This is a genomic window from Streptomyces sp. NPDC021224 (assembly GCF_044332905.1).
In the GTDB taxonomy this organism is placed as follows: Bacteria; Actinomycetota; Actinomycetes; order Streptomycetales; family Streptomycetaceae; genus Actinacidiphila.
Map to the genome: position 1 here is coordinate 422,642 of NZ_JBIRPW010000005.1, position 20,420 is coordinate 443,061.

The window sequence follows — 20,420 nt, forward strand, 5'->3', positions numbered from 1 at the left end:
TGCGTGGGCCGGCAAGCGATCCCGCCGGGCGCGGAGGGCGGTGCCTTTGCCGCGCGGGCCGCATTTTTCGCCGGGCGCGGAGGGCGGTGCCTTTGCCGCGCCGGGCACGCGTTTTTCAGGGGCGCGGGGAACTGCGCGCTCAGCCCACCACCGGCCGGTGGTCCGGATCGGACCGAAGAGACCCTCTGGGTCGGTGACGACCCGCGCCCCGGTGGGGGCTTGTCGCGCAGTTCCCCGCGCCCCTAAAAACGGTTGCCCGGCGCGGCACGCGCGGCCTCCCCGCGAACCTGAAAACGGTTGCCCGGCGCGGCACGCGCCCCCCGAAAAACGGGTGCCCGGCGCAGCAGAGGGGCTCGTCCGGCGAGGACATAGGGTGAGCGCATGGCTGCGTCAAGGCTGCCGACATTCTCGGCACATCCGATCGTGCAGGCCCCGATGGCGGGCGGCGCGGCGAACCCTCGTCTCGCCGCGGCGGTAGCCGCGTCCGGCGGGGTCGGCTTCCTCGCGGCGGGCTACAAGACGCCCGAGGCGATGTACGAGGAGATCCGCCAGCTCCGCGACCAGAGCGCGCAGCCCTTCGGGGTGAACGTCTTCCTGCCGCAGCCGACGGCGACGGACCCCTCCGCGGTCGCGGTGTACGCCGAGCAGCTGGCCGGTGAGGAGTCCTGGTACGGCGTGCCGCTCGGCGACCCGGAGGCGGGTCTGGACGACGCGTACGAGGCCAAGGTGGCGATCCTCCTGGAGGACCCCGTCCCGATGGTGAGCTTCACCTTCGGCTGCCCCGCCCGCAGGGTGCTGGACGCCTTCCGCAAGGCGGGCACGTACACCGTCGTGACGGTCACGACCGTGGCGGAGGCGCAGGCCGCGCAGGCCGCGGGCGCGGACGCGCTGTGCGTGCAGGGTGTGGAGGCGGGCGGCCACCGCGGCACGCACCGCGACGAGCCGCTGCTCGACGGCACCGGCGACGGCCTGCTCGCGCTGCTGCCGCAGGTGCGCGAGGCGGTGACGCTGCCGCTGATCGCGACGGGCGGGCTGATGCGCGGCGGCCAGGTCGCCGCGGTGCTCGCGGCGGGCGCGGACGCGGCGCAGCTCGGCACGGCGTTCCTGGTGTGCCCGGAGTCGGGGGCGAGCCTGTTGCACAAGCAGGCGCTGACCGATCCGGTCTTCACCCGTACCGAGATGACCCGGGCCTTCTCCGGACGCCCGGCCCGGGGCCTGGTCAACCGTTTCGTGCGCGAGCACGGCCCGTACGCGCCGCCCGGCTATCCGCAGGTCCACCATCTGACGGCGCCGCTGCGCAAGGCCGCCGCGGCGGCCGGTGACGCGCAGGGCATGGCGCTGTGGGCCGGGCAGGGCCACCGGCTGGCCCGCGAGGAGTCCGCGGGGCGGCTCGTGGAGCTGCTGGCCGAGGAGATGCGGGCCGCCCGGGAGGTGGCGGCATGACCGCGCCGGTCTTCCTGGCCGAGCCCGCCGTGCTCGACCGCGGCCCCGGGCTCGTCACGCTGGACGGGCCCGAGGGACGGCACGCCGTGTCCGTACGGCGGCTCCAGGCGGGCGAGGAGGTCGTCCTGACGGACGGGGCGGGGCGCGGCGCGTACGGCGTCGTCGCGGCGGCCCGCGGCAAGGACGAACTCGACGTCGAGGTGCGGGAGATCCGGGCCGAGGAGGAGCCGACGCCGCGGATCACCGTGGTGCAGGCGCTGCCCAAGGGCGACCGCGGCGAACTCGCCGTCGAGACGATGACCGAGGCCGGGGTCGACGCCGTCGTGCCGTGGGCGGCGGCGCGCTGCGTGACGCAGTGGCGGGGGGAGCGGGGGGCGAAGTCGCTCGCGAAGTGGCGTTCGACGGCGCGGGAGGCCGCGAAGCAGGCCCGGCGGCTGAGGTTTCCCGAGGTCGGTGACCTGGTGACGACACGTCAGCTGGGCGAGCTGCTGCGCGCGGCCGATTTCGCGGGGGTCCTCCACGAGGAGGGCTCGCTGCCGCTGGCGACCGCGGCGCTGCCCGTCGCGGGGTCCGTCGTCCTCGTCGTCGGCCCCGAGGGCGGGGTGGCCCCCGAGGAGCTGGCCGCCTTCGCGGAGGCCGGCGCCTCCCCGTACCGCCTGGGCCGCACGGTCCTGCGCACCTCCACGGCGGGTGTCGCCGCGGTCTCCCTCCTCCAGACCCGCACCCACCGCTGGTCCTGACCCCGCCCCGGGGTGCTCCTTGCGGTTTCCGCACGCAGGGCGAGCGTTCTCGGGGCGCGTGGGGGCGGGAAGGCCGCGAACGCCACCGCAAGGGGCCCCCGCGGACGCGCCAACTCACCCCCAGAGGGGGGACCTTGTCCCGTAAGGGGTGAATCGACCGTGCGGGGGATGGACCCGCACCCGAAGCCGCAGCACCGTGAAGCGTATGGGAATGGGCAGAAGGACATGGGCGGTCGCCGCCCTCATTGCAGCGGCGGCGGCAGCCGCCACCGCGTGCGAGCCCGCAGACGGCCTCGGCACCAGTGCCGTCTCCGTGACGACGGACCGGTTGGCGACGCACCACCTGGAGCAGAAGGGCGTCGACGTCCAGTGGCTCTCGTGCAGCGCCCAGTCGAAAACGCACCACGCCAGCGTCGATTGCGTGGGCCGCACCGACGACGACCGCAAGATCTCCGTGACGGGCGACGTCACCGAGCAGCTCGACGACCTGTGCGTGCGCGGCAGGCTGACGGCGACGGTCGGCGCGAGGCGGGTTTTCTCCGTCGAGGGGCTGGGGAACTGCGACCGGCGGCATACTGCGGGGAGTTGATCGAAGTTAATGTGGTCGGGTGACGCACCCGACACCGAATCACCAGCCCTCGTATCTGAGGCACCCGCATCCGCACGGTGAGCTGATCGCTTTCACGGCCGAGGACGACGTGTGGGTCGCGCCGCTGGACGGCGGCCGTGCCTGGCGGGTCAGCGCGGACAACATGCCGGTGGGCCGGCCCCGCATCGCACCGGACGGCGCGAGCCTGGCGTGGACGTCCACCCGGGACGGCGCTCCGGAGGTGCACGTGGCGCCGCTGGACGGCGGCCCGTCGCGGCGCCTGACGTACTGGGGCGACCCGCGCACGGCGGTGCGCGGCTGGACGCCGGACGGCGCACTGGTGGTGACGTCGGGTCACGGCCAGGCGTCGGGCCGCCGGACGTGGGCGCGTACGGTGCCGCTGGACGGCGGGCCGGGTGAGCTGCTGCCGTACGGGCCGGTCGGCGACGTGGCGTACGGGCCGGACGGCGCGGTGCTGCTGCTGTCCGTGCCGATGGGCCGGGAGGCGGCGTACTGGAAGCGCTACCGGGGCGGCACCGCGGGCAAGTTGTGGCTGGACGCGCGCGGCGACGGCGGTTTCGTACGCGTGCACGCGGGGCTGGACGGCAACATCGAGTGCCCGATGTGGGTGGGCGACCGGATCGCCTTCCTGTCCGACCACGAGGGCGTGGGCGCGGTCTACTCCAGCCTCCCCGACGGTACGGATCTGCGCCGCCACAGCAGCCTGGAGGGCTTCTACGCCCGCCACGCGGGGACGGACGGCACCCGTGTCGCCTGGACCAGCGGCGGCGTCCTGCACGTCCTGGACGGCCTGGACGACGAGCCGCGCGTGCTGGACGTCGCGCTGGGCGGCCAGCGGGCCGACCTCCAGCCGCATCCGGTGCGCGCGGCCCACTACCTGGGCGGCGCCCGGCCGGACCACACCGGGCGGGGCAGCGCGGTCGAGGTGCGCGGCACCACGCACTGGGTCACCCACCGGGGCGGTCCGGCCCGGGTGCTGGCGGCCGAGCCCGGGGTGCGCACCCGGCTGCCGCGGGTCTTCGCGCCGGGTGGCGCGGACGGCGAGCAGCACGTGGTGTGGGTGACGGACGCGGAGGGCGAGGACGCCCTGGAGCTGGCGCCCGCGCTGGGCCTGCCGCCGGGTGCGGCGCCGCGGCGGCTGGCGGCGGGGCGGCTGGGCCGGGTGCTGGCGATGGAGGTCTCGCCGGACGGGCACCGGATCGCCGTCGCGTCGCACGACGGCCGGGTGCTGCTGGTGGAGACGCAGACCGGCGAGATCCGGGAGGTCGCCGCGAGCGACGCCGGGGACGCGACGGGTCTGACGTTCTCGCCGGACTCGGCGTGGCTGGCCTGGTCGGCGCCGGGACCGGGTGAGCTGCGGCAGCTCAAGCTGGCCTCGACGGCGGATCTGACGGTGGTCGACGCCACTCCGCTGCGCTTCGCGGACTTCTCGCCCGCCTTCACCGCGGACGGCCGCCACCTGGCGTTCCTGTCGGAGCGCTCGTTCGACCCGGTCTACGACGCGCACGTCTTCGACCTGGCCTTCACCAACGCCTGCCGCCCGTACCTGATCACGCTGGCGGCCACCACGCCGTCGCCCTTCGGCCCGCAGCGCCAGGGCCGCCCGTACGACGGGGAGGACGACGCCCCGGGCGGCGCGGGCGAGGACGACAAGCCCCGGGACAAGCCCGACGGCGAGGGCAAGGGCGACGGCCCGCGGGTCCCGGCCACCACCGTGGACACGGTGGGGCTGGCCGACCGCATCGTGCCCTTCCCGGTCGAGGCGGCCCGCTACTCGGGCCTGCGCGCGGCCAAGGGCGGCGTGCTGTGGCTGCGCCACCCGCTGACCGGCGTGCTGGGCTCGGGCCTGGCCACCCCGGACGCGCAGCCGCCGGGCACCGCCCTGGAGCGCTACGACCTGGCGCAGCTGCGGCTGGAGGAGATCGCCGACGACGCCGACGGCTTCGCGGTCACCGGCGACGGCACCAAGCTGCTGCTGCGGACCGGCGGGCGGCTGCGGGTGGTGCCCGCCGACAGCAAGGCCGACTCCGACGACGACTCGGGCAGCGCGGTCACCGTGGACCTGTCCCGGGTCCGGGTGACGGTGCGGCCGCAGGACGAGTGGCGGCAGATGTTCGCCGAGACCCACCGGCTGGCCCGGGACAACTTCTGGCGCGCCGACATGGGCGGCCAGGACTGGGACGGTGTCGCCGAGCGCTACCGCCCGCTGGTGGACCGCGTCGCCACCCACGACGACCTGGTCGACCTGCTGTGGGAGCTGCACGGCGAGCTGGGCACCTCGCACGCCTACGTCTCGCCGCCCGGCGGCTACCGCGACCCGCTGCACCGCCAGGGCCTGCTGGGCGCGGACCTGGCGCGTACGGCGGAGGGGCTGTGGACGGTGGCGCGGGTGCTGCCGGGGGAGTCCTCCGACCCGCTGGCCCGCTCGCCGCTGTCGGCCCCGGGCGTGGCGGTGCGCGCGGGCGACGTGCTGCTCGCGGTGGACGGGGTGCCGGTGGACCCGGTCGCCGGGCCCGGCCCGCTGCTGGTCGGCACCGCGGGCAAGCCGGTGGAGCTGACCGTGCAGCCGGCGGGGGGCGGCGCCGTACGCCATGTGGTGGCGGTGCCGCTGGAGGACGAGGAGCCGCTGCGCTACCACGACTGGGTCGCCGGGCGGCGCGCGCACGTCCACGAGGCGTCGGGCGGGCGGCTGGGCTATCTGCACGTGCCGGACATGGTCGGCAACGGCTGGGCGCAACTGCACCGCGACCTGCGGGTGGAGGTCGCCCGCGAGGGCCTGGTGGTCGATGTGCGGGAGAACCGCGGCGGGCACACCTCGCAGCTGGTGGTGGAGAAGCTGGCCCGGCGGATCATCGGCTGGGACGTGCCGCGCGGCAGCCGCCCGATGAGCTACCCGCTGGACGCCCCGCGCGGCCCGGTGGTGGCGGTGGCCAACGAGTTCTCCGGCTCCGACGGCGACGTGGTCAACGCGGCGATCCGCGCGCTGGACATCGGCCCGGTCGTCGGCACCCGCACCTGGGGCGGCGTCATCGGCATCGACAGCCGCTACCAGCTGGTCGACGGCACGGGCGTGACGCAGCCCAAGTACGCCTTCTGGCTGGAGGGTTACGGCTGGGACGTGGAGAACCACGGCGTCGATCCGGACGTCGAGGTGGTGTGCGCCCCGCAGCAGTGGGCCGCGGGCGAGGACCCGCAGCTGGACACCGCGGTGGAGCTGGCGCTGCGCGCGCTGGCCGACAGCCCCGCGAAGACCCCGCCGGAGCACCCGCCGCTGTAGGCCGTCCGGGGGCCGTCCGGGGGCCGTACGCGCATCCGCGCGCGTACGGCCGTCAGCGGCGGCGTCCGGCGGCGGCGCACCCGCGCGCGTACGGCCCGTGCGCCCGCTGCCGGTACGATGCGAAGCCCCGTAGCCCCCCGAGAAGGGAGCCCCGCGCCATGGCGGGAGAGCCCCAGGCCGACTGCCTGTTCTGCAAGATCGTCGCCGGTGAGATCCCGGCCACGATCGTCCGCGAGACGCCCACCACGCTCGCCTTCCGGGACATCAACCCGCAGGCGCCCACGCACGTCCTGGTGATCCCGCGGGTGCACTACCCGGACGCGGCCACGCTCGCCGCGGGCGACCCGGGCGCGGTCGCGGACGTGCTGCGCGAGGCGGGCGAGGTCGCCGCGCAGGAGAAGGTCGACGGCACCGGCTACCGGATCATCTTCAACACCGGCGCGGGCGCGGGCCAGACGGTCTTCCACGCGCACGCCCACGTGCTGGGCGGCCGCGACCTCCAGCGGCTGGTCTGAGCCGCGCCCGATGGCCCGTGAACTCGTCGTCCTCGGCACCGCCAGCCAGGTGCCGACGCGGCAGCGCAACCACAACGGCTACGTGCTGCGCTGGGACGGCGAGGGCATCCTCTTCGACCCCGGCGAGGGCAGCCAGCGGCAGATGCTGCACGCCGGGGTCGCCGCGCACGACCTGACGCGGATCTGCGTCACGCACTTCCACGGCGACCACTCGCTCGGCCTCGCGGGCGTCTTCCAGCGCATCAGCCTGGACCGCGTCCCGCACCCGGTCGCCGCGCACTACCCGGCCAGCGGCCAGGCGTACTTCGACCGGCTGCGGCACGCCACCGCCTATCGCGAGGCGGGCGACATCCGCGAGCAGCCGGTGAGCGGCGAGGGCGGCGTCCTCGCCGTCACGCCCGCCTTCACCCTGGAGGCGCGCCGCCTGTCGCATCCCGTGGAGTCCTACGGCTACCGGCTCACCGAGCCGGACGGCCGCCGGATGCTGCCGGCGAAGCTCGCCGAGCACGGCATCGCGGGGCCCGACGTCGGCCGCCTCCAGCAGGACGGCGAGCTGCGCGGGGTGACGCTGGAGGAGGTCAGCGAGCCGCGCCGCGGCCAGCGTTTCGCCTTCGTCATGGACACCCGGATGTGCCCGGCGGTGCCCGAACTCGCCGCGGGCTGCGACATGCTGGTGATCGAGTCGACGTTCCAGGAGGCCGACGCCGCGCTCGCCGCCGAGCACGGCCATCTGACGGCGGGCCAGGCCGCCGCGGTCGCGCGCGACGCCGGGGTGCGCCACCTGGTGCTCACGCACTTCTCGCAGCGCTACCCCGAGCCGGACGGCTTCGCGGCCGAGGCGCGCGCCGCCGGGTTCGAGGGCGAGCTGACGGTGGCCGCGGACCTGACGCGGGTGCCGGTGCCGCGCCGCGTGTGAGTCCGTCCACGACGCGGCACCGGGGTCCTGTGCGGGCTGCGGCTGAGCCTACGGTTACGGCAGGTAGTACATCGGGTTGGGCAGCTTGTAGGACTTGTCGGCGTGGCCGCCGGACAGGTCGCTGTACTGGTCGCCGAAGTTGCCGATGATGTCGTAGCCCAGCGACTCGATGTGCGCGCGCGTCCCCGACTTGTACTCGATCGTCGTGCACGTCGCGCCGCACGCCAGGTAGGCGGGCGGGTTCGCGGTGTTCTTCAGGTACAGGTGCGCGGTGTCGGGGGCCGCGGTGTAGCCGACCGCCGACAGGTTCCGCACGGTGTCGGCGCGCTGCGCCTCCGGGCGGCCGGTGATCCAGAAGACCGTCACGCCCTGGTCCGCGGCCCAGTTGGTGAGGGTGTCCATGCCGAAGACCGGCGGCATGTCCTTGGTGTCCAGGTAGGCCTGGTTGCTGGCCGGGGTGTAGTTGAAGCCGACCTCCAGCTCGTAGTTGTACGTGAGCACGCTGGTGTCGTCGACGTCCAGCACGATCGCGGGCTTCGCGCCGTGGGAGCCGTGCTTGCCGCCCTTGGCGTGCGTGAGCGCGTGCGTGAGGTCCGCCTTCGCCTTGGCCTCGATGCCGGCGAGCTGACGGGCGTAGTTGCTGTCCGCGGAGGCGTAGTGCTCGCTGCCCACGACGGTGTCGCCGTAGTAGGCCTTGATGTCGTTGACGACGTTGGTGAGGTTGGGGATCTCCTTGTCGCTGCGCGGCACCGAGGGGTCCGCGGTGGCGGCTCCGACGCCGTAGAAGGCGGCGCCCAGGGTGGCTGCGGCGGCGGCGAGCGCCAGCGAACGGCGGGACGGACGGACGAGGGGCATGGCGGTGCTCCTTCAACGCTGGTTGATGCGCGGCAAGTTAGACCCCCGGTTCCCGGCAGGTCAAGGACGGTCTACGCGCGTATCGTCACAACGCAGGTCAGATGGTGTTTCCCTGGTGTTTCCCCAAACGCCGTCCGGGTGCCGCCCGTTGCCGCGGCCGGGCGCGCGCGACCGTACGGGGCCCGGCCCGCGGTGCGGCGGCCGGGCGGTACGGGACCGGTCCGCGGCTCGGCGACAGGCGGTACGGGCCCGGTCCGCGCCTCAGTGGCCCGCCGCGTCGAGGATGCGGGCCGCGGCCGCGGGGGAGTCCACCAGCGGGTGCAGGGCCAGCGCGCGCAGCGCCGCCGTACGGGAGCCGGTCAGCGCCGCGTCGATCGCCGCCCGCTCCACCGCCTTGACGGCCAGCATCAGGCCCGCCTGGTGCTCGTCCGGCGGTGCGACGGGCAGCGGGCGCGCCCCGGCGGCGTCCACCGCGCAGGGCACCTCCACGACGGCGTCGGCGTCCAGGAAGGGCAGCGCGCCGCCCGAGCGGACGTCGAGGATCAGCTCGGTCCGCTCGTCCCGGGCGACGGCCCGCATGAGCGCGAGCGCGACCCGGTCGTAGCCGCCGCCGTCCAGGTCGTGCGGGTCGCGCTGCCAACCGCCGCTCGCCGCGCGGGAGTCGGCCCCGTAGGTCTCCTCGCGCTCGCGCCGGGCCGCCTCCCACAGCTCGTGCGCGCGGCCCGGGTCGCGGTCGGCCGCCGCGAAGAACGCGCCCTGCTGCCGGTCCAGGAACTCCCCGCGCGTCTCGTCGGCGGCGCGCACCGCGGCGAGGGTCTCGCGGCGGAAGTAGTAGTAGTGCAGGTATTCGTTGGGCAGGGCGCCCAGCGCGGCGAGGAAGTCCGGGCCGAAGAGCCGCCCCTCCTCGAAGCCGCCGAGGGCGGCCGGGTCGGCGAGCAGGCCCGGCAGCAGGTCGCGGCCGCCGGAGGTCAGGCGGCGCAGCCAGCCCAGGTGGTTGAGGCCGACGTAGTCGTAGCCGAAGTCCGGCGCGTCCGGGTCGGCGCCCGCCGCGCGCGCCGCCCGCCGCACCAGGCCCACGGGCGAGTCGCAGATGCCGATGACGCGGTCGCCCAGCACGCGCGCCATCGCCTCGGTCACCATGCCCGCCGGGTTGGTGAAATTGATCACCAGGGCGTCCGGTGCCAGCGCCCGGACCCGCTCGGCGATCCGTACCGCGACCGGCAGGGTGCGCAGCCCGTACAGGACACCGCCCGCGCCCACCGTCTCCTGTCCGAGCACGCCCTCGGCGAGCGGCAGCCGCTCGTCGCGCACCCGGCCCGCGGTGCCGCCCACCCGGATCGCGGAGAAGACGAAGTCCGCGCCGCGCACCGCGTCGTCCAGCCCGTCGGCGAGCCGTACGGCGGGCCCGCCCGTCCCCGCCCCGGCGATCACGGCGGCGACGGCCCGCAGCCGCAGCGGGTCCTCGTCGTGCAGCACGACCTCGTCGATCAGGTCGTCCCCGGCCAGCGCCCGGTGCACGAGCGGCACCCTGAAGCCTCCGCCGCCCAGAATGGTGAGCTTCACCCGTACTCCGTTCCCTGGATGCTCGTCACTGTCAGTGGTATCGGGCACAGTGTCTTGCATGCACGACCAGCCCGTCCTCGATCCGCTCGGCGCGGTGCGCGCCGCGGGGGACCCGGCGACCGATGTCTATCTCACCGGCACCGTCTTCCTCGACATCATCTTCACCGGCCTGGACAGCGCACCCGTGCGGGGTACGGAGTCGTGGGCCCGCGGCATGGGCTCCAGCCCCGGCGGCGTGGCGAACATGGCTACCGCCCTGGCCCGCCTCGGCCTGCGCACGACGCTCGCCGCCGCCTTCGGGGACGACATGTACGGCGACTACTGCTGGGAGAGCCTGTCGCAGGGCGAGGGCATCGACCTGGGGCCCTCCCGCCGCATCCCCGGCTGGCACTCCCCGGTCACGGTGTCGATGGCGTACGAGGGCGAGCGCACCATGGTCAGCCACGGGCACCGGGCGCCGCCGCCCGAGAAGGAGCCGGTGCCCGCGTGCCCGCCGCCCGCGCGGGCCGCGGTGGCCTCCCTCGGGCAGCGCGAGCGGGCCTCGGACGAGGAGCCCGCGCCCGACCCTGACCGCGAGTGGGTCGCCCGTGCGGCCGCGTCCGGCACGGCGGTCTTCGCCGACGTCGGGTGGGACGACACCGGCCGCTGGGATCCGGCGGATCTGGCCGAGCTGCGGCACTGCGCGGCCTTCCTGCCGAACGCGCAGGAGGCCATGCGCTACACCCGCACCACCAGCCCGCGGGCGGCCGCGTACAAGCTCGCCGAGCTGGTGCCGCTCGCCGTGGTCACGCTCGGTGCCGAGGGCGCCGTCGCGGTGGACGCGGGCAGTGGCGAGACGGCGGAGGTGCCCGCGCTGATCGTGGACGCGCTGGATCCGACCGGCGCCGGGGACGTCTTCGTGGCCGCCTTCGTCACCGGCAGCCTCGCGGGCTGGCCGCTGCCCGACCGGCTGGCCTTCGGCTCGCTGTGCGCCGCGCTGTCCGTCCAGGAGTTCGGCGGCTCGCTGTCCGCGCCGGGCTGGACGGAGGTCGCCGCGTGGTGGACGCGGGCCAAGGCCGATCCGGCGACCCCGGCCGAGGCCCTGTGCCGCTACGCCTTCCTGGACGCGCTGATCCCGCCCGCCCCGCGCCGCTGGCCGCTGCCCCGGGCGGTGCCGACGATCGGCTTCCGCCGGGCCTGAGCCCGGCGGGTGCGTGCCCGGCCGCCGGTGACAACGGCAAATCCCCTCGGCGGCCGAGGCCCCACGTCGTAGGCTTGGATTACCACGCCCCACCGGGCTCGTCGATCAGCAGAAAGCGGGATGAGCAGGCCCTAGCGCCGGCCCATGACTCAGACACCGACAAAGCAGCAGCCGCAGCCGCAGCCGGCGCGCGCCCACTTCGTCGTACCGGCCAAGCACCCCATGGTGACCGTCCTGGGATCTGGCGACTCTCTCCTGCGGGTGATCGAGCAGGCCTTCCCGGCCGTCGACATCCACGTGCGGGGCAACGAGATCAACGCCGTCGGCGAGGCCGCCGAGGTGGCCCTGGTCCAGCGGCTGTTCGACGAGATGATGCTCGTCCTGCGCACCGGCCAGCCGATGACCGAGGACGCGGTGGAGCGCTCCATCGCTATGCTCCGCGCCAACGGCACCGCCGCCGACGAGGACGCCGAGACCCCGGCCCAGGTGCTCACGCAGAACATCCTGTCCAGCCGCGGCCGCACGATCCGCCCCAAGACGCTCAACCAGAAGCGCTACGTGGACGCGATCGACAAGCACACCATCGTCTTCGGCATCGGCCCGGCCGGCACCGGCAAGACCTACCTGGCGATGGCCAAGGCCGTCCAGGCCCTCCAGTCCAAGCAGGTCAACCGCATCATCCTGACCCGCCCCGCGGTCGAGGCCGGCGAGCGCCTGGGCTTCCTGCCCGGCACCCTCTACGAGAAGATCGACCCCTACCTGCGCCCGCTCTACGACGCCCTGCACGACATGCTGGACCCCGACTCGATCCCCCGGCTGATGGCGGCCGGCACGATCGAGGTCGCCCCGCTGGCGTACATGCGCGGCCGCACCCTCAACGACGCCTTCATCATCCTGGACGAGGCGCAGAACACCAGCGCCGAGCAGATGAAGATGTTCCTGACCCGGCTCGGCTTCGACTCCAAGATCGTCATCACCGGTGACGTCACCCAGGTCGACCTGCCGAACGGGACCAAGAGCGGCCTGCGCCAGGTGCAGGACATCCTCGCGGACGTCGACGACGTCCATTTCGCGCGGCTGAGCAGCACCGACGTGGTGCGCCACAAGCTGGTCGGGCGGATCGTGGACGCGTACGAGCGGTACGACAACGCGCTCGCGGCGGCCGATTCGGGCGACCCCGCCGGCGGCCGCGGCGCACGCCCCAAGAGAAAGTAGCCGGATCACACCATCATGGCGATCGACGTCAACAACGAGTCCGGCTGGGAGGTCGACGAGCAGGCGGTGCTCGACGCCGCCCGCTACGCGCTGCACCGCATGCGCATCCACCCGCTGTCGGAGCTGTCGGTGATCCTGGTGGACGCCGACGCGATGGAGCAGCTGCACATCCAGTGGATGGACCTGCCGGGCCCCACCGATGTCATGTCCTTCCCGATGGACGAGCTGCGGCCCGGCAAGGAGGACGAGGAGCCCGCACAGGGGCTGCTCGGCGACATCGTGCTGTGCCCCGAGGTCGCGAAGAAGCAGGGCGAGGAGGCGCCGACCGGGCACAGCATGGACGAGGAGCTGCAGCTGCTCACCGTGCACGGGGTGCTGCACCTGCTCGGGTACGACCACGAGGAGCCCGAGGACAAGGCCGAGATGTTCGGCCTCCAGAAGGCGATTCTGGACGGCTGGCGGGCCGAGCACGGACTGACGGGCCCCTCGCCCGCGCCCACCACCCACTGACGCGGGGGCACGGCTACCGCACGTGGACGCCTCATGATCGTCTCCGCCGTCCTGCTCGTCATCGTCGCCTGGCTCGCGGCCTGCGCCGAGACCGCGCTCGCCAGGATCTCCCGTTTCCGCGCCGAGGACGCGGTGCGCTCCGGCCGCCGGGGCGCCGCCAACCTCCTCGCCGTGGCCTCCGACCCGACTCGCTACCTCAACGTCGCGCTGCTGGTGCGGGTCGGGTGCGAGACCGCGGCGGCCGTGCTCATCACGGTCGTCTGCTACCGCGCCTTCACCAGCACCTGGGAGGTGCTGGTCGTCGCGATCGGCGTCATGGTGCTGGTGTCGTACGTCGCGGTGGGCGTCTCCCCGCGCACCATCGGCCGCCAGCACCCCATGAACACCGCGACCGCCGCCTCGTACGTGCTGCTTCCGCTGGCCCGCGTCATGGGCCCCGTCCCCGGGCTGCTGATCCTGCTCGGCAACGCGCTGACCCCCGGCAGGGGCTTCAAACGCGGCCCGTTCGCGAGCGAGGCCGAGCTGCGCGCGCTCGTGGACCTCGCCGAGTCCGAGTCGCTCATCGAGGACGACGAGCGCCGCATGGTGCACTCCGTCTTCGAGCTGGGCGACACCATCGTGCGCGAGGTCATGGTGCCGCGCCCCGAGCTGGTGATGATCGAGCGCTTCAAGACCATCCGGCAGGCCACCACGCTGGCGCTGCGCAGCGGCTTCTCCCGCATTCCGGTCACCGGCGAGAGCGAGGACGACGTCGTGGGCTTCGTCTACCTCAAGGACCTCGCCCGGCGCACCCACATCAACCGCGACGCCGAGAGCGAGCCCGTCACCAGCGTGCTGCGCCCGGCGGCCTTCGTCCCCGACACCAAGAACGCCGGCGACCTGCTGCGCGAGATGCAGCGCGACCGCAACCACGTCGCCGTCGTCGTCGACGAGTACGGCGGCACCGCGGGCATCGTCACGATCGAGGACATCCTGGAGGAGATCGTCGGCGAGATCACCGACGAGTACGACCAGGAGACCCCGCCGGTCGAGGCCCTGGGCGAGGGCCGCTACCGGGTCACCGCCCGGCTCGACATCGGCGACCTGGGCGAGCTGTACGGCGTGCTCCTGGACGACGACGACGTCGAGACGGTCGGCGGCCTGCTGGCCAAGTCCCTCGGCCGCGTCCCCATCCCCGGCGCCACGGTCGTCGTCCCCCTCCCCGAGGACACCACCCCCGACCACCCCACCCCCGCCCTCCGCCTGACCGCCGAGACCCAGGCGGGCCGCCGCAACCGCATCGGCACGGTCCTGGTCGAACCCCTGCCCCCGCAGCCGCACCCCGGGGAGGACGGGACGGGGGAGTGAGCCGGGCGGTCCGCGGGGCTCAGGGGGAGAAGGTGCCGAGCATCGTCAGGGGGTTGGGTCGCCGGGTGCGCAGGTGCGGTCACGCAGCGCAATCCACAGGGGAGAAAGGGCGGGGTGCGCGCGACGCCCTATGATCGCGCGTATGAGCGATCAGCAGCAGGCAGCCGAGCTGTCGGACCCGGAAGACCGCAAGCTCGTCACCCTCGCCCGCTCGGCCCGCGCGCGCAACGGGGTGGCCGAGGGCGCCGCGGTGCGTGACGAGACGGGGCGCACGTATGTGGCGGGCACCGTCGCGCTGGAGTCGCTGCGGCTGAGCGCGCTCCAGACGGCCGTCGCCATGGCCGTCGCGAGCGGCGCGAAGTCGCTGGAGGCCGCCGCGGTCGTGACGGAGGCGGAGGCGGCGTCCGACGCCGACCGTGCCGCCGTCCGGGATCTGGGCGGCGCCGCGGTGCCGGTGATCACGGCGGCGCCGGACGGCTCGATACGCGCGCAGGTCACCGCGGGCTGACCGCGGGGGGCCTCAGAGGGCGTCGGGGCCGAACTCGCCGGTCCTGACGCGGACGGCCGTCTCGACCGGCACCGACCACACCTTGCCGTCGCCGATCTTGCCGGTGCGGGCCGCCGCGACCACCGCCGCGATCACGGCCTCCGCCTCCGCGTCCTCCACCAGCACCTCGATGCGCGCCTTCGGCACGAGGTCCACGCGGTATTCGGCGCCCCGGTAGACCTCGGTGTGGCCGCGCTGCCTGCCGTAGCCGCTGGCCTCGGTCACGGTCATGCCCTGCACGCCCATCTCCTGCAGGGCGGTCTTCACGTCGTCCAGCTTGTACGGCTTGATGACGGCGGTGACCAGCTTCATCCCAAGGGGCTCCTGTCGTGCGCGGCCTGCGCTGCGGCGGCGTGCCCGGCGGCGGCGCCGTGCGACGTACCGTGCGTGAGTACGCCGTGATCGTAGGCGGTCTCGGCGTGCACGGTGAGGTCCAGGCCCCTCCTCTCGTGCTCCTCGCTCGCCCGGAAGCCCAGCAGCCGGTCGATGACCTTGCCGATCGCGTACGTGACAGCGAAGGCGTAGGTCCCGACCGCCCCGATCGCCGTGAGCTGGCGGCCCAGCTGCGCCAGGCCGCCGCCGTAGAACAGGCCCTCCGGCCCGCCGGTCATGGACTCGGTGGCGAGCAGGCCGATCAGGGCGGTGCCGACGATGCCGCCCATGAGGTGGACGCCCACGACGTCCAGCGAGTCGTCCACGCCCCAGCGGAATTTCCAGCTCACCGCGTACGAGCACAGCACGCCCGCCGCGAGACCGACGAGCGCGGCACCGGGGACGTCCACGCTGCCGCAGGAGGGGGTGATCGCGACCAGGCCCGCGATCGAGCCGGAGGCGGCGCCCAGCGTCGTGGCGTGCCCGTCCCGCCGTTTCTCGACGGCCAGCCAGCCCAGCAGGCCCGCGCAGCCCGCGGTCTGGGTGTTGAGGAAGGCCGCGCCCGCCATGCCGTTGGCGCCCAGCGCGGATCCGGCGTTGAAGCCGAACCAGCCGAACCACAGCAGTCCGGCGCCCAGCAGCACCAGCGGCAGGTTGTGCGGCCGCATCGCCTCCTTGCGGAAGCCCAGCCGCGGCCCCAGCACGATTGCCAGCGCCAGCCCGGAGGCGCCCGAGCACACCTCCACGACCGTGCCGCCCGCGTAGTCCAGCGCGTGCAGCTTCGAGACGACCCAGCCGCCGTCGGCGAAGACCCAGTGCGCCACGGGGACGTATACGGCGAGTGTCCACACCGGCACGAAGACCATCCAGGCCCCGAACCGCGCCCGGTCGGCGACCGCCCCGCTGATCAGCGCGGCCGTGATCACGGCGAAGGTCAGCTGGAAGGTCGCGAAGAGCAGCGTCGGCACGTGCCCGTGCATCGCGGTCGGCCCGATGCCGTGCATGCCGACGTTCTTCAGGTCGCCGATGAGGCCGAGCCCGCCCGCGTCGTGCCCGAAGGCCAGCGTGTATCCGGCGAGCAGCCACACCAGCGTGACCAGCGCGATCGAGACGAAGCTCATCATCAGCATGTTGAGGACGCTCTTGCTGCGGACCATGCCGCCGTAGAAGAGCGCGAGGCCGGGCGTCATGAGCAGCACCAGGGCGGTCGCGGCCAGCAGCCACGCGGTGTCGGCGGCGTTCACGGCCGTCTGGCCGGAGGGGCCGGAGGACAGCAGCAGCACGGGCGGGGTCCTTCCACAGGCGGTTGTACGGAAGCGTCACGGGTGCGCGTTTCCGGATGTGGGCGCGGGTGTTTCCGCCGTGTTTCGTGTTGCGTGGGCATTACGCCATCCTCACGATGCGTGAGGCTGCGGCCGCCGCGGGCGCCCGTCCGCGCGCCCGCGCAGCCGGGCCGAGCCCGCCCGCGCCGCCGCAGGGAGCCGCGCGTCCGCGCGCACCGCCGCCATCGGGGAGAATGAGGGCCATGAGCGCTCGCACCCCCGCCACCGGCCCCGCCCACCGGTCCGGCTTCGCCTGCTTCGTGGGCCGCCCCAACGCCGGAAAGTCCACCCTCACGAACGCTCTGGTCGGCCAGAAGGTGGCGATCACCTCCAACCGGCCGCAGACCACCCGGCACACCGTGCGCGGCATCGTCCACCGCCCCGAGGCCCAGCTCGTGCTGGTCGACACCCCCGGCCTGCACAAGCCCCGCACGCTGCTCGGCGAGCGCCTCAACGACGTCGTCCGCAGCACCTGGGCCGAGGTGGACGTCATCGGCTTCTGCCTGCCCGCCGACCAGAAGCTCGGCCCCGGCGACACGTACATCGCGCGCGAGCTGGCCGAGATTCGCAAGACCCCCAAGGTCGCGGTGGTCACCAAGACCGACCTGGTCGACTCCAAGGCGCTCGCCGGGCAGCTGCTGGCCGTCGACAAGCTCGGCCGCGAGCTGGGGATCGAGTGGGCGGAGATCGTGCCCGTCTCGGCGGTCTCCGGCGAGCAGGTCGGCCTGCTCGCGGACCTGCTGGTCCCGCTGCTCCCGGAGGGCCCCGCCCTCTACCCCGAGGGCGACCTCACCGACGAGCCCGAGCAGATCATGGTCGCCGAGCTGATCCGCGAGGCCGCGCTGGAGGGCGTGCGCGACGAGCTGCCGCACTCCATCGCCGTCGTCGTGGAGGAGATGGCCCCGCGTGAGGACCGGCCCGCCGACCGCCCGCTGGTCGACATCCACGCCAACGTCTACATCGAGCGGCCCTCCCAGAAGGGCATCATCATCGGCCCCAAGGGCGCCCGCCTGAAGGAGGTCGGCATGAAGTCCCGCAAGCAGATCGAGGCGCTGCTCGGTACGCCGGTCTTCCTCGACCTGCACGTCAAGGTCGCGAAGGACTGGCAGCGCGACCCCAAGCAGCTGCGCCGCCTCGGCTTCTGACCGGGCCCCTTCTTCGTCCGGGGGATCAGCGGCCCGGGACGAAGAAGGGGCCCGCGCCCTTGAGGGTGCGGTGGATGGGGGCCGTCTCGGTGCGGCGGACGCCGGGGAGGGCGGCCACCGGACCGGTGAGGTAGCGGTAGAGGGAGGGCGCGTCCCGGCACAGGAGGCACACGTAGAGGTTCGACGTCCCCGTGGTGGCCGACGCGAAGGCGACCTCCGTGTGCGCGGCCAGCGCCGCTCCCGCCGCTGCGAGGTGGGCCGGTTCGACCTCCAGCCACAGCAAGGTCCGCAGCTCGTTCGGGTGCAGGCCCGGGGCGAAGTCGAGGTCGAAGTAGAGCACGCCGGACGCCCGTAGCTCCGTCATCCGGCGGCGGACCGTGGTGGGCGACCACCCGGTGGCGGCCGCCAGCTCCGCCGCCGCAGTGCGGCCGTCGCGCGCCAGCAGTTCCAGCAGCCGCCGGTCGCCCTCGTCGAGGAGGAGCGGTTCCGTGCTCTCCGCGGGCGGCGCCGGGCGCAGCGCCGCGACCTGGTCGGGGGTGAGCGGCCCGAGCCTGCTGTACGGGCTGAGTTCGCCGCCGAAGAAGACGTGCAGCAGCGCGTGCGCGCTGACCTGGACCACGCGCGGGGTGCGCGGCAGCTTCTGGAGGAGCAGGGCGTGCGGGTCCGCCGCCGGGTCGGAGACATGGGTCATGCAGCCGATCTCCGTGCCGCCGGACAGCAGGCTCACCCAGCGGGTGTCGGTACGCCGGGCGAGGGCCTCGCCGATCTGCTGGGCGGCGTCCGGCGTGCAGCGCACACGGACGAACCAGGGCGTGAGCCCCATCCGCAGCGGTTCGGTCAGCCCGAGCACACGCAGTCCGGCGGTCTCGCGCAGCCTGGCGTGCCGGCGGGCCACGGTCTGGTCGGAGACGCCGAGCACCTCGCCGATGCGGCGGAAGGGGGCGCGCCCGTCAAGTTGCAGGGCCTGCACGATCTGCTGGTCGAGCGGGTCGAAGACGCGCAAGGGTGCCCATGTCGTGTCGGATTCCACGTGATGAGCCTACTGCGTGTCGGATTCCGCCAGCCAGGGCGGATCGGACGAGGATTTCGGTACGCGGGCCGCACGCTTGGACGGTCGGACAGCCGGGCGACCGCCCGGAAGGGCCGTCCGGCGGTGTCAGTACCGGAGCAGTGGAGCACGGGCGCCACCCGGACCCCGGCCCACCCGGACCGGCCTCATCCCCGAGCCGCGTACCCCGACCCCCGCAAGCGAACCGCCCGCACCCGACCCGCACCCCCGAACGAGCCGAAAACGGAGCCCCGTCCCATGCGCAAATGGCTGCCCCTCGTGGCGATCTGCCTGGGCGCCTTCATCCTGCTGGTCGACGTCACGATCGTGAACGTCGCGCTGCCGCGGATGGCGTCCGACCTCGACGCACCCTTCTCCTCCCTCCAGTGGGTGGTGGACGTGTACGCCCTCGCGCTGGCCGCGCTGCTGCTCGTGGCCGGCTCGCTGGGCGACCTCTTCGGGCACCGGCGGCTGTACGCGGCCGGGCTCGTCCTCTTCGCCGTGGCCTCGCTGGGCGCGGCCCTGTCGCCGAACGCCGCCGCGCTGATCACCGCGCGGGGCGTACAGGGCATCGGCGGCGCGGCGATGTTCGCGACCTCCGCCGCCCTGGTGGCGTCCTCCTACCAGGGGCGTGACCGCGGGGTCGCGTTCGGTGTGTGGGGCGCGGTCAACGGTGCCGCCGCCGCGGCCGGGCCGATCCTGGGCGGGCTGCTCACCCAGGGCTTCGGCTGGCAGGCGATCTTCCTGGTCAACCTGCCGATCGCGGCGGTCGCGGTGCTGCTCACCCTGCGGGTGCTGCCCGATCACGGCCGGCGCGGCACGGGCCGGCTGGACCTGCCGGGGGCCGCGGCCTTCACGGTCGCCGTGGCCGCCGTCACCTACGCCCTGATCCGCGGCGGTGACGCGGGCTGGACGGACGGGCTGACGGTCGCCGCCTTCGTGGTGAGCGCGGTCGCCGCCGTCGGCTTCGTCGCGATCGAGGCGCGCTCGGCCCATCCGATGATCGACCTGGCCCTGCTGCGCCGCCCCGGCTTCAGCGGCCTGCTCGTGGGCGGCCTGCTGTACCAGGCGGCGGCCTTCAGCGGCTTCGTCTACTTCTCCCTGTGGCTGCAGAACGTGCTGGGCCTCAGCCCGATCCGCGGCGGCCTGGCGATGATGCCGATGGCGGCCACGGCCTTCGTGGTCGCGGCGATCGCCGGGCGCGTGATGCACCGCTTCCCGGCGCGGCTGCCGATCGGCGTGGGCCTGGTGATCATCGGCGCGGGCTGCGGCCTGCTGGCGCTGACCGTGCACACCTCGTCGGGCGCGGCCTCGCTGGCCGCCGGTTTCGCGGTGACCGGGGTGGGTGTCGGGCTGACCACGCCGGTGCTGGCCGCTGCCGCGGTGGACGCGGTGCCGCCGCACCGCGCGGGCATGGCGGGCGGGGCGCTGAACACCGCGCGCCAGCTGGGGATGACGCTGGGTGTCGCCGTCCTCGGCGCGGTCTTCACCGCGCGGCTGCGCCATGTCGCCGGGCACGGCGGCTCCACGCACGCGGCGTACGCGGCGGCCCTGGACCGTATCTCGGTGTGGGCGGCCGTCGCGGGCCTGCTCGGCGGCCTGCTGGTGCTGGTGCTCGTCCGGCCGTCGCGCTCCGGCGGCGGCGACAAGGCGGTGCCCGCGCCCTCCGGGGCCCCCGCGCCCGAGCCCGCGGGCCGCTGAGGAACCGCAGGAGCCCACCCCCTTTCCTTTCCGTCCTCAATTCCGCGTGACCGCGGTCACAAAGACCGCCGCAATTCGCTCACGTCCGGCGCCCCCGTTCTCACTCGCGGTGAG

The 20,420-nt window shown here is 74.2% G+C and carries 18 protein-coding genes; 13 read left to right on the forward strand and 5 right to left on the reverse strand.

The features are described from left to right. Positions 1-381: 381 nt before the first annotated feature. From ACH4PY_RS16045 to ACH4PY_RS16070, 6 genes are all read left to right on the forward strand, one after another. Positions 382-1,443, forward strand: coding sequence for a nitronate monooxygenase (locus tag ACH4PY_RS16045; protein WP_398181799.1), 1,062 nt, complete (start codon positions 382-384; stop codon positions 1,441-1,443). Then, entirely contained in the window at positions 1,440-2,183 is a 744-nt protein-coding gene (locus tag ACH4PY_RS16050; RefSeq protein ID WP_398181802.1) for a 16S rRNA (uracil(1498)-N(3))-methyltransferase, read from the forward strand. The genes ACH4PY_RS16045 and ACH4PY_RS16050 overlap by 4 nt, the downstream gene beginning before the upstream one ends. Positions 2,184-2,394: 211 nt before the next feature. Further along, positions 2,395-2,772, forward strand: a complete 378-nt coding sequence (locus tag ACH4PY_RS16055; RefSeq protein ID WP_398181805.1) for a hypothetical protein — start codon at positions 2,395-2,397, stop codon at positions 2,770-2,772. Positions 2,773-2,791: 19 nt separating this feature from the next. Beyond that, on the forward strand, positions 2,792-6,070 hold the full coding sequence (locus ACH4PY_RS16060) for a S41 family peptidase (protein ID WP_398181808.1): 3,279 nt from the start codon (positions 2,792-2,794) through the stop codon (positions 6,068-6,070). Positions 6,071-6,228: 158 nt separating this feature from the next. After that, the gene (locus ACH4PY_RS16065; RefSeq protein WP_398181811.1) at positions 6,229-6,585 is read left to right on the forward strand and encodes a histidine triad nucleotide-binding protein; all 357 of its coding nucleotides are present in this window, start codon (positions 6,229-6,231) and stop codon (positions 6,583-6,585) included. Positions 6,586-6,595: 10 nt separating this feature from the next. After that, positions 6,596-7,501, forward strand: a complete 906-nt coding sequence (locus ACH4PY_RS16070) for a ribonuclease Z (RefSeq protein ID WP_398181814.1) — start codon at positions 6,596-6,598, stop codon at positions 7,499-7,501. Positions 7,502-7,555: 54 nt separating this feature from the next. Here the strand turns inward: ACH4PY_RS16070 and ACH4PY_RS16075 are convergent, their stop codons facing one another. Both ACH4PY_RS16075 and ACH4PY_RS16080 read right to left on the reverse strand, forming a co-directional pair. After that, positions 7,556-8,356 carry an HAD family acid phosphatase gene (locus tag ACH4PY_RS16075; protein ID WP_398181817.1) on the reverse strand — a complete coding sequence of 267 codons (801 nt, stop codon included), beginning with the start codon at positions 8,354-8,356 and terminating at the stop codon, positions 7,556-7,558. Between the two features lie 261 nt (positions 8,357-8,617). Continuing rightward, complete coding sequence (locus ACH4PY_RS16080) at positions 8,618-9,919, reverse strand: 6-phospho-beta-glucosidase (RefSeq protein WP_398181820.1); 1,302 nt, start codon at positions 9,917-9,919, stop codon at positions 8,618-8,620. A 58-nt stretch (positions 9,920-9,977) separates the two neighbouring features. On the opposite strand from ACH4PY_RS16080, the gene ACH4PY_RS16085 reads away from it, so the two are divergent. The 5 genes from ACH4PY_RS16085 to ACH4PY_RS16105 all read left to right on the forward strand — a co-directional run bounded on the left by ACH4PY_RS16085 (position 9,978) and on the right by ACH4PY_RS16105 (position 14,679). Continuing rightward, complete coding sequence (locus ACH4PY_RS16085) at positions 9,978-11,099, forward strand: PfkB family carbohydrate kinase (RefSeq protein WP_398181823.1); 1,122 nt, start codon at positions 9,978-9,980, stop codon at positions 11,097-11,099. A gap of 144 nt (positions 11,100-11,243) precedes the next feature. After that, complete coding sequence (locus ACH4PY_RS16090) at positions 11,244-12,314, forward strand: PhoH family protein (protein WP_398181825.1); 1,071 nt, start codon at positions 11,244-11,246, stop codon at positions 12,312-12,314. Between the two features lie 15 nt (positions 12,315-12,329). Further along, the gene (gene ybeY / locus ACH4PY_RS16095) at positions 12,330-12,824 is read left to right on the forward strand and encodes an rRNA maturation RNase YbeY (protein ID WP_398181828.1); all 495 of its coding nucleotides are present in this window, start codon (positions 12,330-12,332) and stop codon (positions 12,822-12,824) included. Positions 12,825-12,857: 33 nt separating this feature from the next. Further along, on the forward strand, positions 12,858-14,171 hold the full coding sequence (locus tag ACH4PY_RS16100; RefSeq protein ID WP_398181831.1) for a hemolysin family protein: 1,314 nt from the start codon (positions 12,858-12,860) through the stop codon (positions 14,169-14,171). 130 nt (positions 14,172-14,301) lie between these two features. Continuing rightward, the gene (locus ACH4PY_RS16105; RefSeq protein ID WP_398181834.1) at positions 14,302-14,679 is read left to right on the forward strand and encodes a cytidine deaminase; all 378 of its coding nucleotides are present in this window, start codon (positions 14,302-14,304) and stop codon (positions 14,677-14,679) included. Between the two features lie 12 nt (positions 14,680-14,691). Here the strand turns inward: ACH4PY_RS16105 and ACH4PY_RS16110 are convergent, their stop codons facing one another. Together ACH4PY_RS16110 and ACH4PY_RS16115 are read right to left on the reverse strand one after the other, a co-directional pair. Beyond that, complete coding sequence (locus tag ACH4PY_RS16110) at positions 14,692-15,030, reverse strand: P-II family nitrogen regulator (RefSeq protein WP_398181837.1); 339 nt, start codon at positions 15,028-15,030, stop codon at positions 14,692-14,694. After that, a complete protein-coding gene (locus ACH4PY_RS16115; protein WP_398182151.1) occupies positions 15,027-16,370 on the reverse strand; it encodes an ammonium transporter in 1,344 nt (447 codons plus the stop codon). Before ACH4PY_RS16115 ends, ACH4PY_RS16110 begins: the two co-directional genes overlap by 4 nt. A 236-nt stretch (positions 16,371-16,606) precedes the next feature. On the opposite strand from ACH4PY_RS16115, the gene era reads away from it, so the two are divergent. Continuing rightward, the gene (gene era, locus ACH4PY_RS16120) at positions 16,607-17,557 is read left to right on the forward strand and encodes a GTPase Era (RefSeq protein ID WP_398181840.1); all 951 of its coding nucleotides are present in this window, start codon (positions 16,607-16,609) and stop codon (positions 17,555-17,557) included. A 25-nt stretch (positions 17,558-17,582) separates the two neighbouring features. On the opposite strand, the gene ACH4PY_RS16125 is transcribed toward era, so the two are convergent. Continuing rightward, the gene (locus tag ACH4PY_RS16125) at positions 17,583-18,587 is read right to left on the reverse strand and encodes an Lrp/AsnC family transcriptional regulator (RefSeq protein WP_398181843.1); all 1,005 of its coding nucleotides are present in this window, start codon (positions 18,585-18,587) and stop codon (positions 17,583-17,585) included. 276 nt (positions 18,588-18,863) lie between these two features. Here ACH4PY_RS16125 and ACH4PY_RS16130 point away from each other — a divergent pair, with 276 nt between their 5' ends. Next, a complete protein-coding gene (locus ACH4PY_RS16130) occupies positions 18,864-20,306 on the forward strand; it encodes an MFS transporter (RefSeq protein WP_398181846.1) in 1,443 nt (480 codons plus the stop codon). Positions 20,307-20,420: the final 114 nt, after the last annotated feature.

Bases quoted from the DNA above. Each gene is read 5' to 3' on its own strand.
- ACH4PY_RS16045 (WP_398181799.1), top strand. From the start codon at position 382: ATGGCTGCGTCAAGGCTGCCGACATTCTCGGCACATCCGATCGTGCAG.
- ACH4PY_RS16050 (WP_398181802.1), top strand. From the start codon at position 1,440: ATGACCGCGCCGGTCTTCCTGGCCGAGCCCGCCGTGCTCGACCGCGGC.
- ACH4PY_RS16055 (WP_398181805.1), top strand. From the start codon at position 2,395: ATGGGCAGAAGGACATGGGCGGTCGCCGCCCTCATTGCAGCGGCGGCG.
- ACH4PY_RS16065 (WP_398181811.1), top strand. From the start codon at position 6,229: ATGGCGGGAGAGCCCCAGGCCGACTGCCTGTTCTGCAAGATCGTCGCC.
- ACH4PY_RS16070 (WP_398181814.1), top strand. From the start codon at position 6,596: ATGGCCCGTGAACTCGTCGTCCTCGGCACCGCCAGCCAGGTGCCGACG.
- ACH4PY_RS16075 (WP_398181817.1), bottom strand. From the start codon at position 8,356: ATGCCCCTCGTCCGTCCGTCCCGCCGTTCGCTGGCGCTCGCCGCCGCC.
- ACH4PY_RS16085 (WP_398181823.1), top strand. From the start codon at position 9,978: ATGCACGACCAGCCCGTCCTCGATCCGCTCGGCGCGGTGCGCGCCGCG.
- ACH4PY_RS16090 (WP_398181825.1), top strand. From the start codon at position 11,244: ATGACTCAGACACCGACAAAGCAGCAGCCGCAGCCGCAGCCGGCGCGC.
- ybeY (WP_398181828.1), top strand. From the start codon at position 12,330: ATGGCGATCGACGTCAACAACGAGTCCGGCTGGGAGGTCGACGAGCAG.
- ACH4PY_RS16100 (WP_398181831.1), top strand. From the start codon at position 12,858: ATGATCGTCTCCGCCGTCCTGCTCGTCATCGTCGCCTGGCTCGCGGCC.
- ACH4PY_RS16105 (WP_398181834.1), top strand. From the start codon at position 14,302: ATGATCGCGCGTATGAGCGATCAGCAGCAGGCAGCCGAGCTGTCGGAC.
- ACH4PY_RS16110 (WP_398181837.1), bottom strand. From the start codon at position 15,030: ATGAAGCTGGTCACCGCCGTCATCAAGCCGTACAAGCTGGACGACGTG.
- era (WP_398181840.1), top strand. From the start codon at position 16,607: ATGAGGGCCATGAGCGCTCGCACCCCCGCCACCGGCCCCGCCCACCGG.
- ACH4PY_RS16130 (WP_398181846.1), top strand. From the start codon at position 18,864: ATGCGCAAATGGCTGCCCCTCGTGGCGATCTGCCTGGGCGCCTTCATC.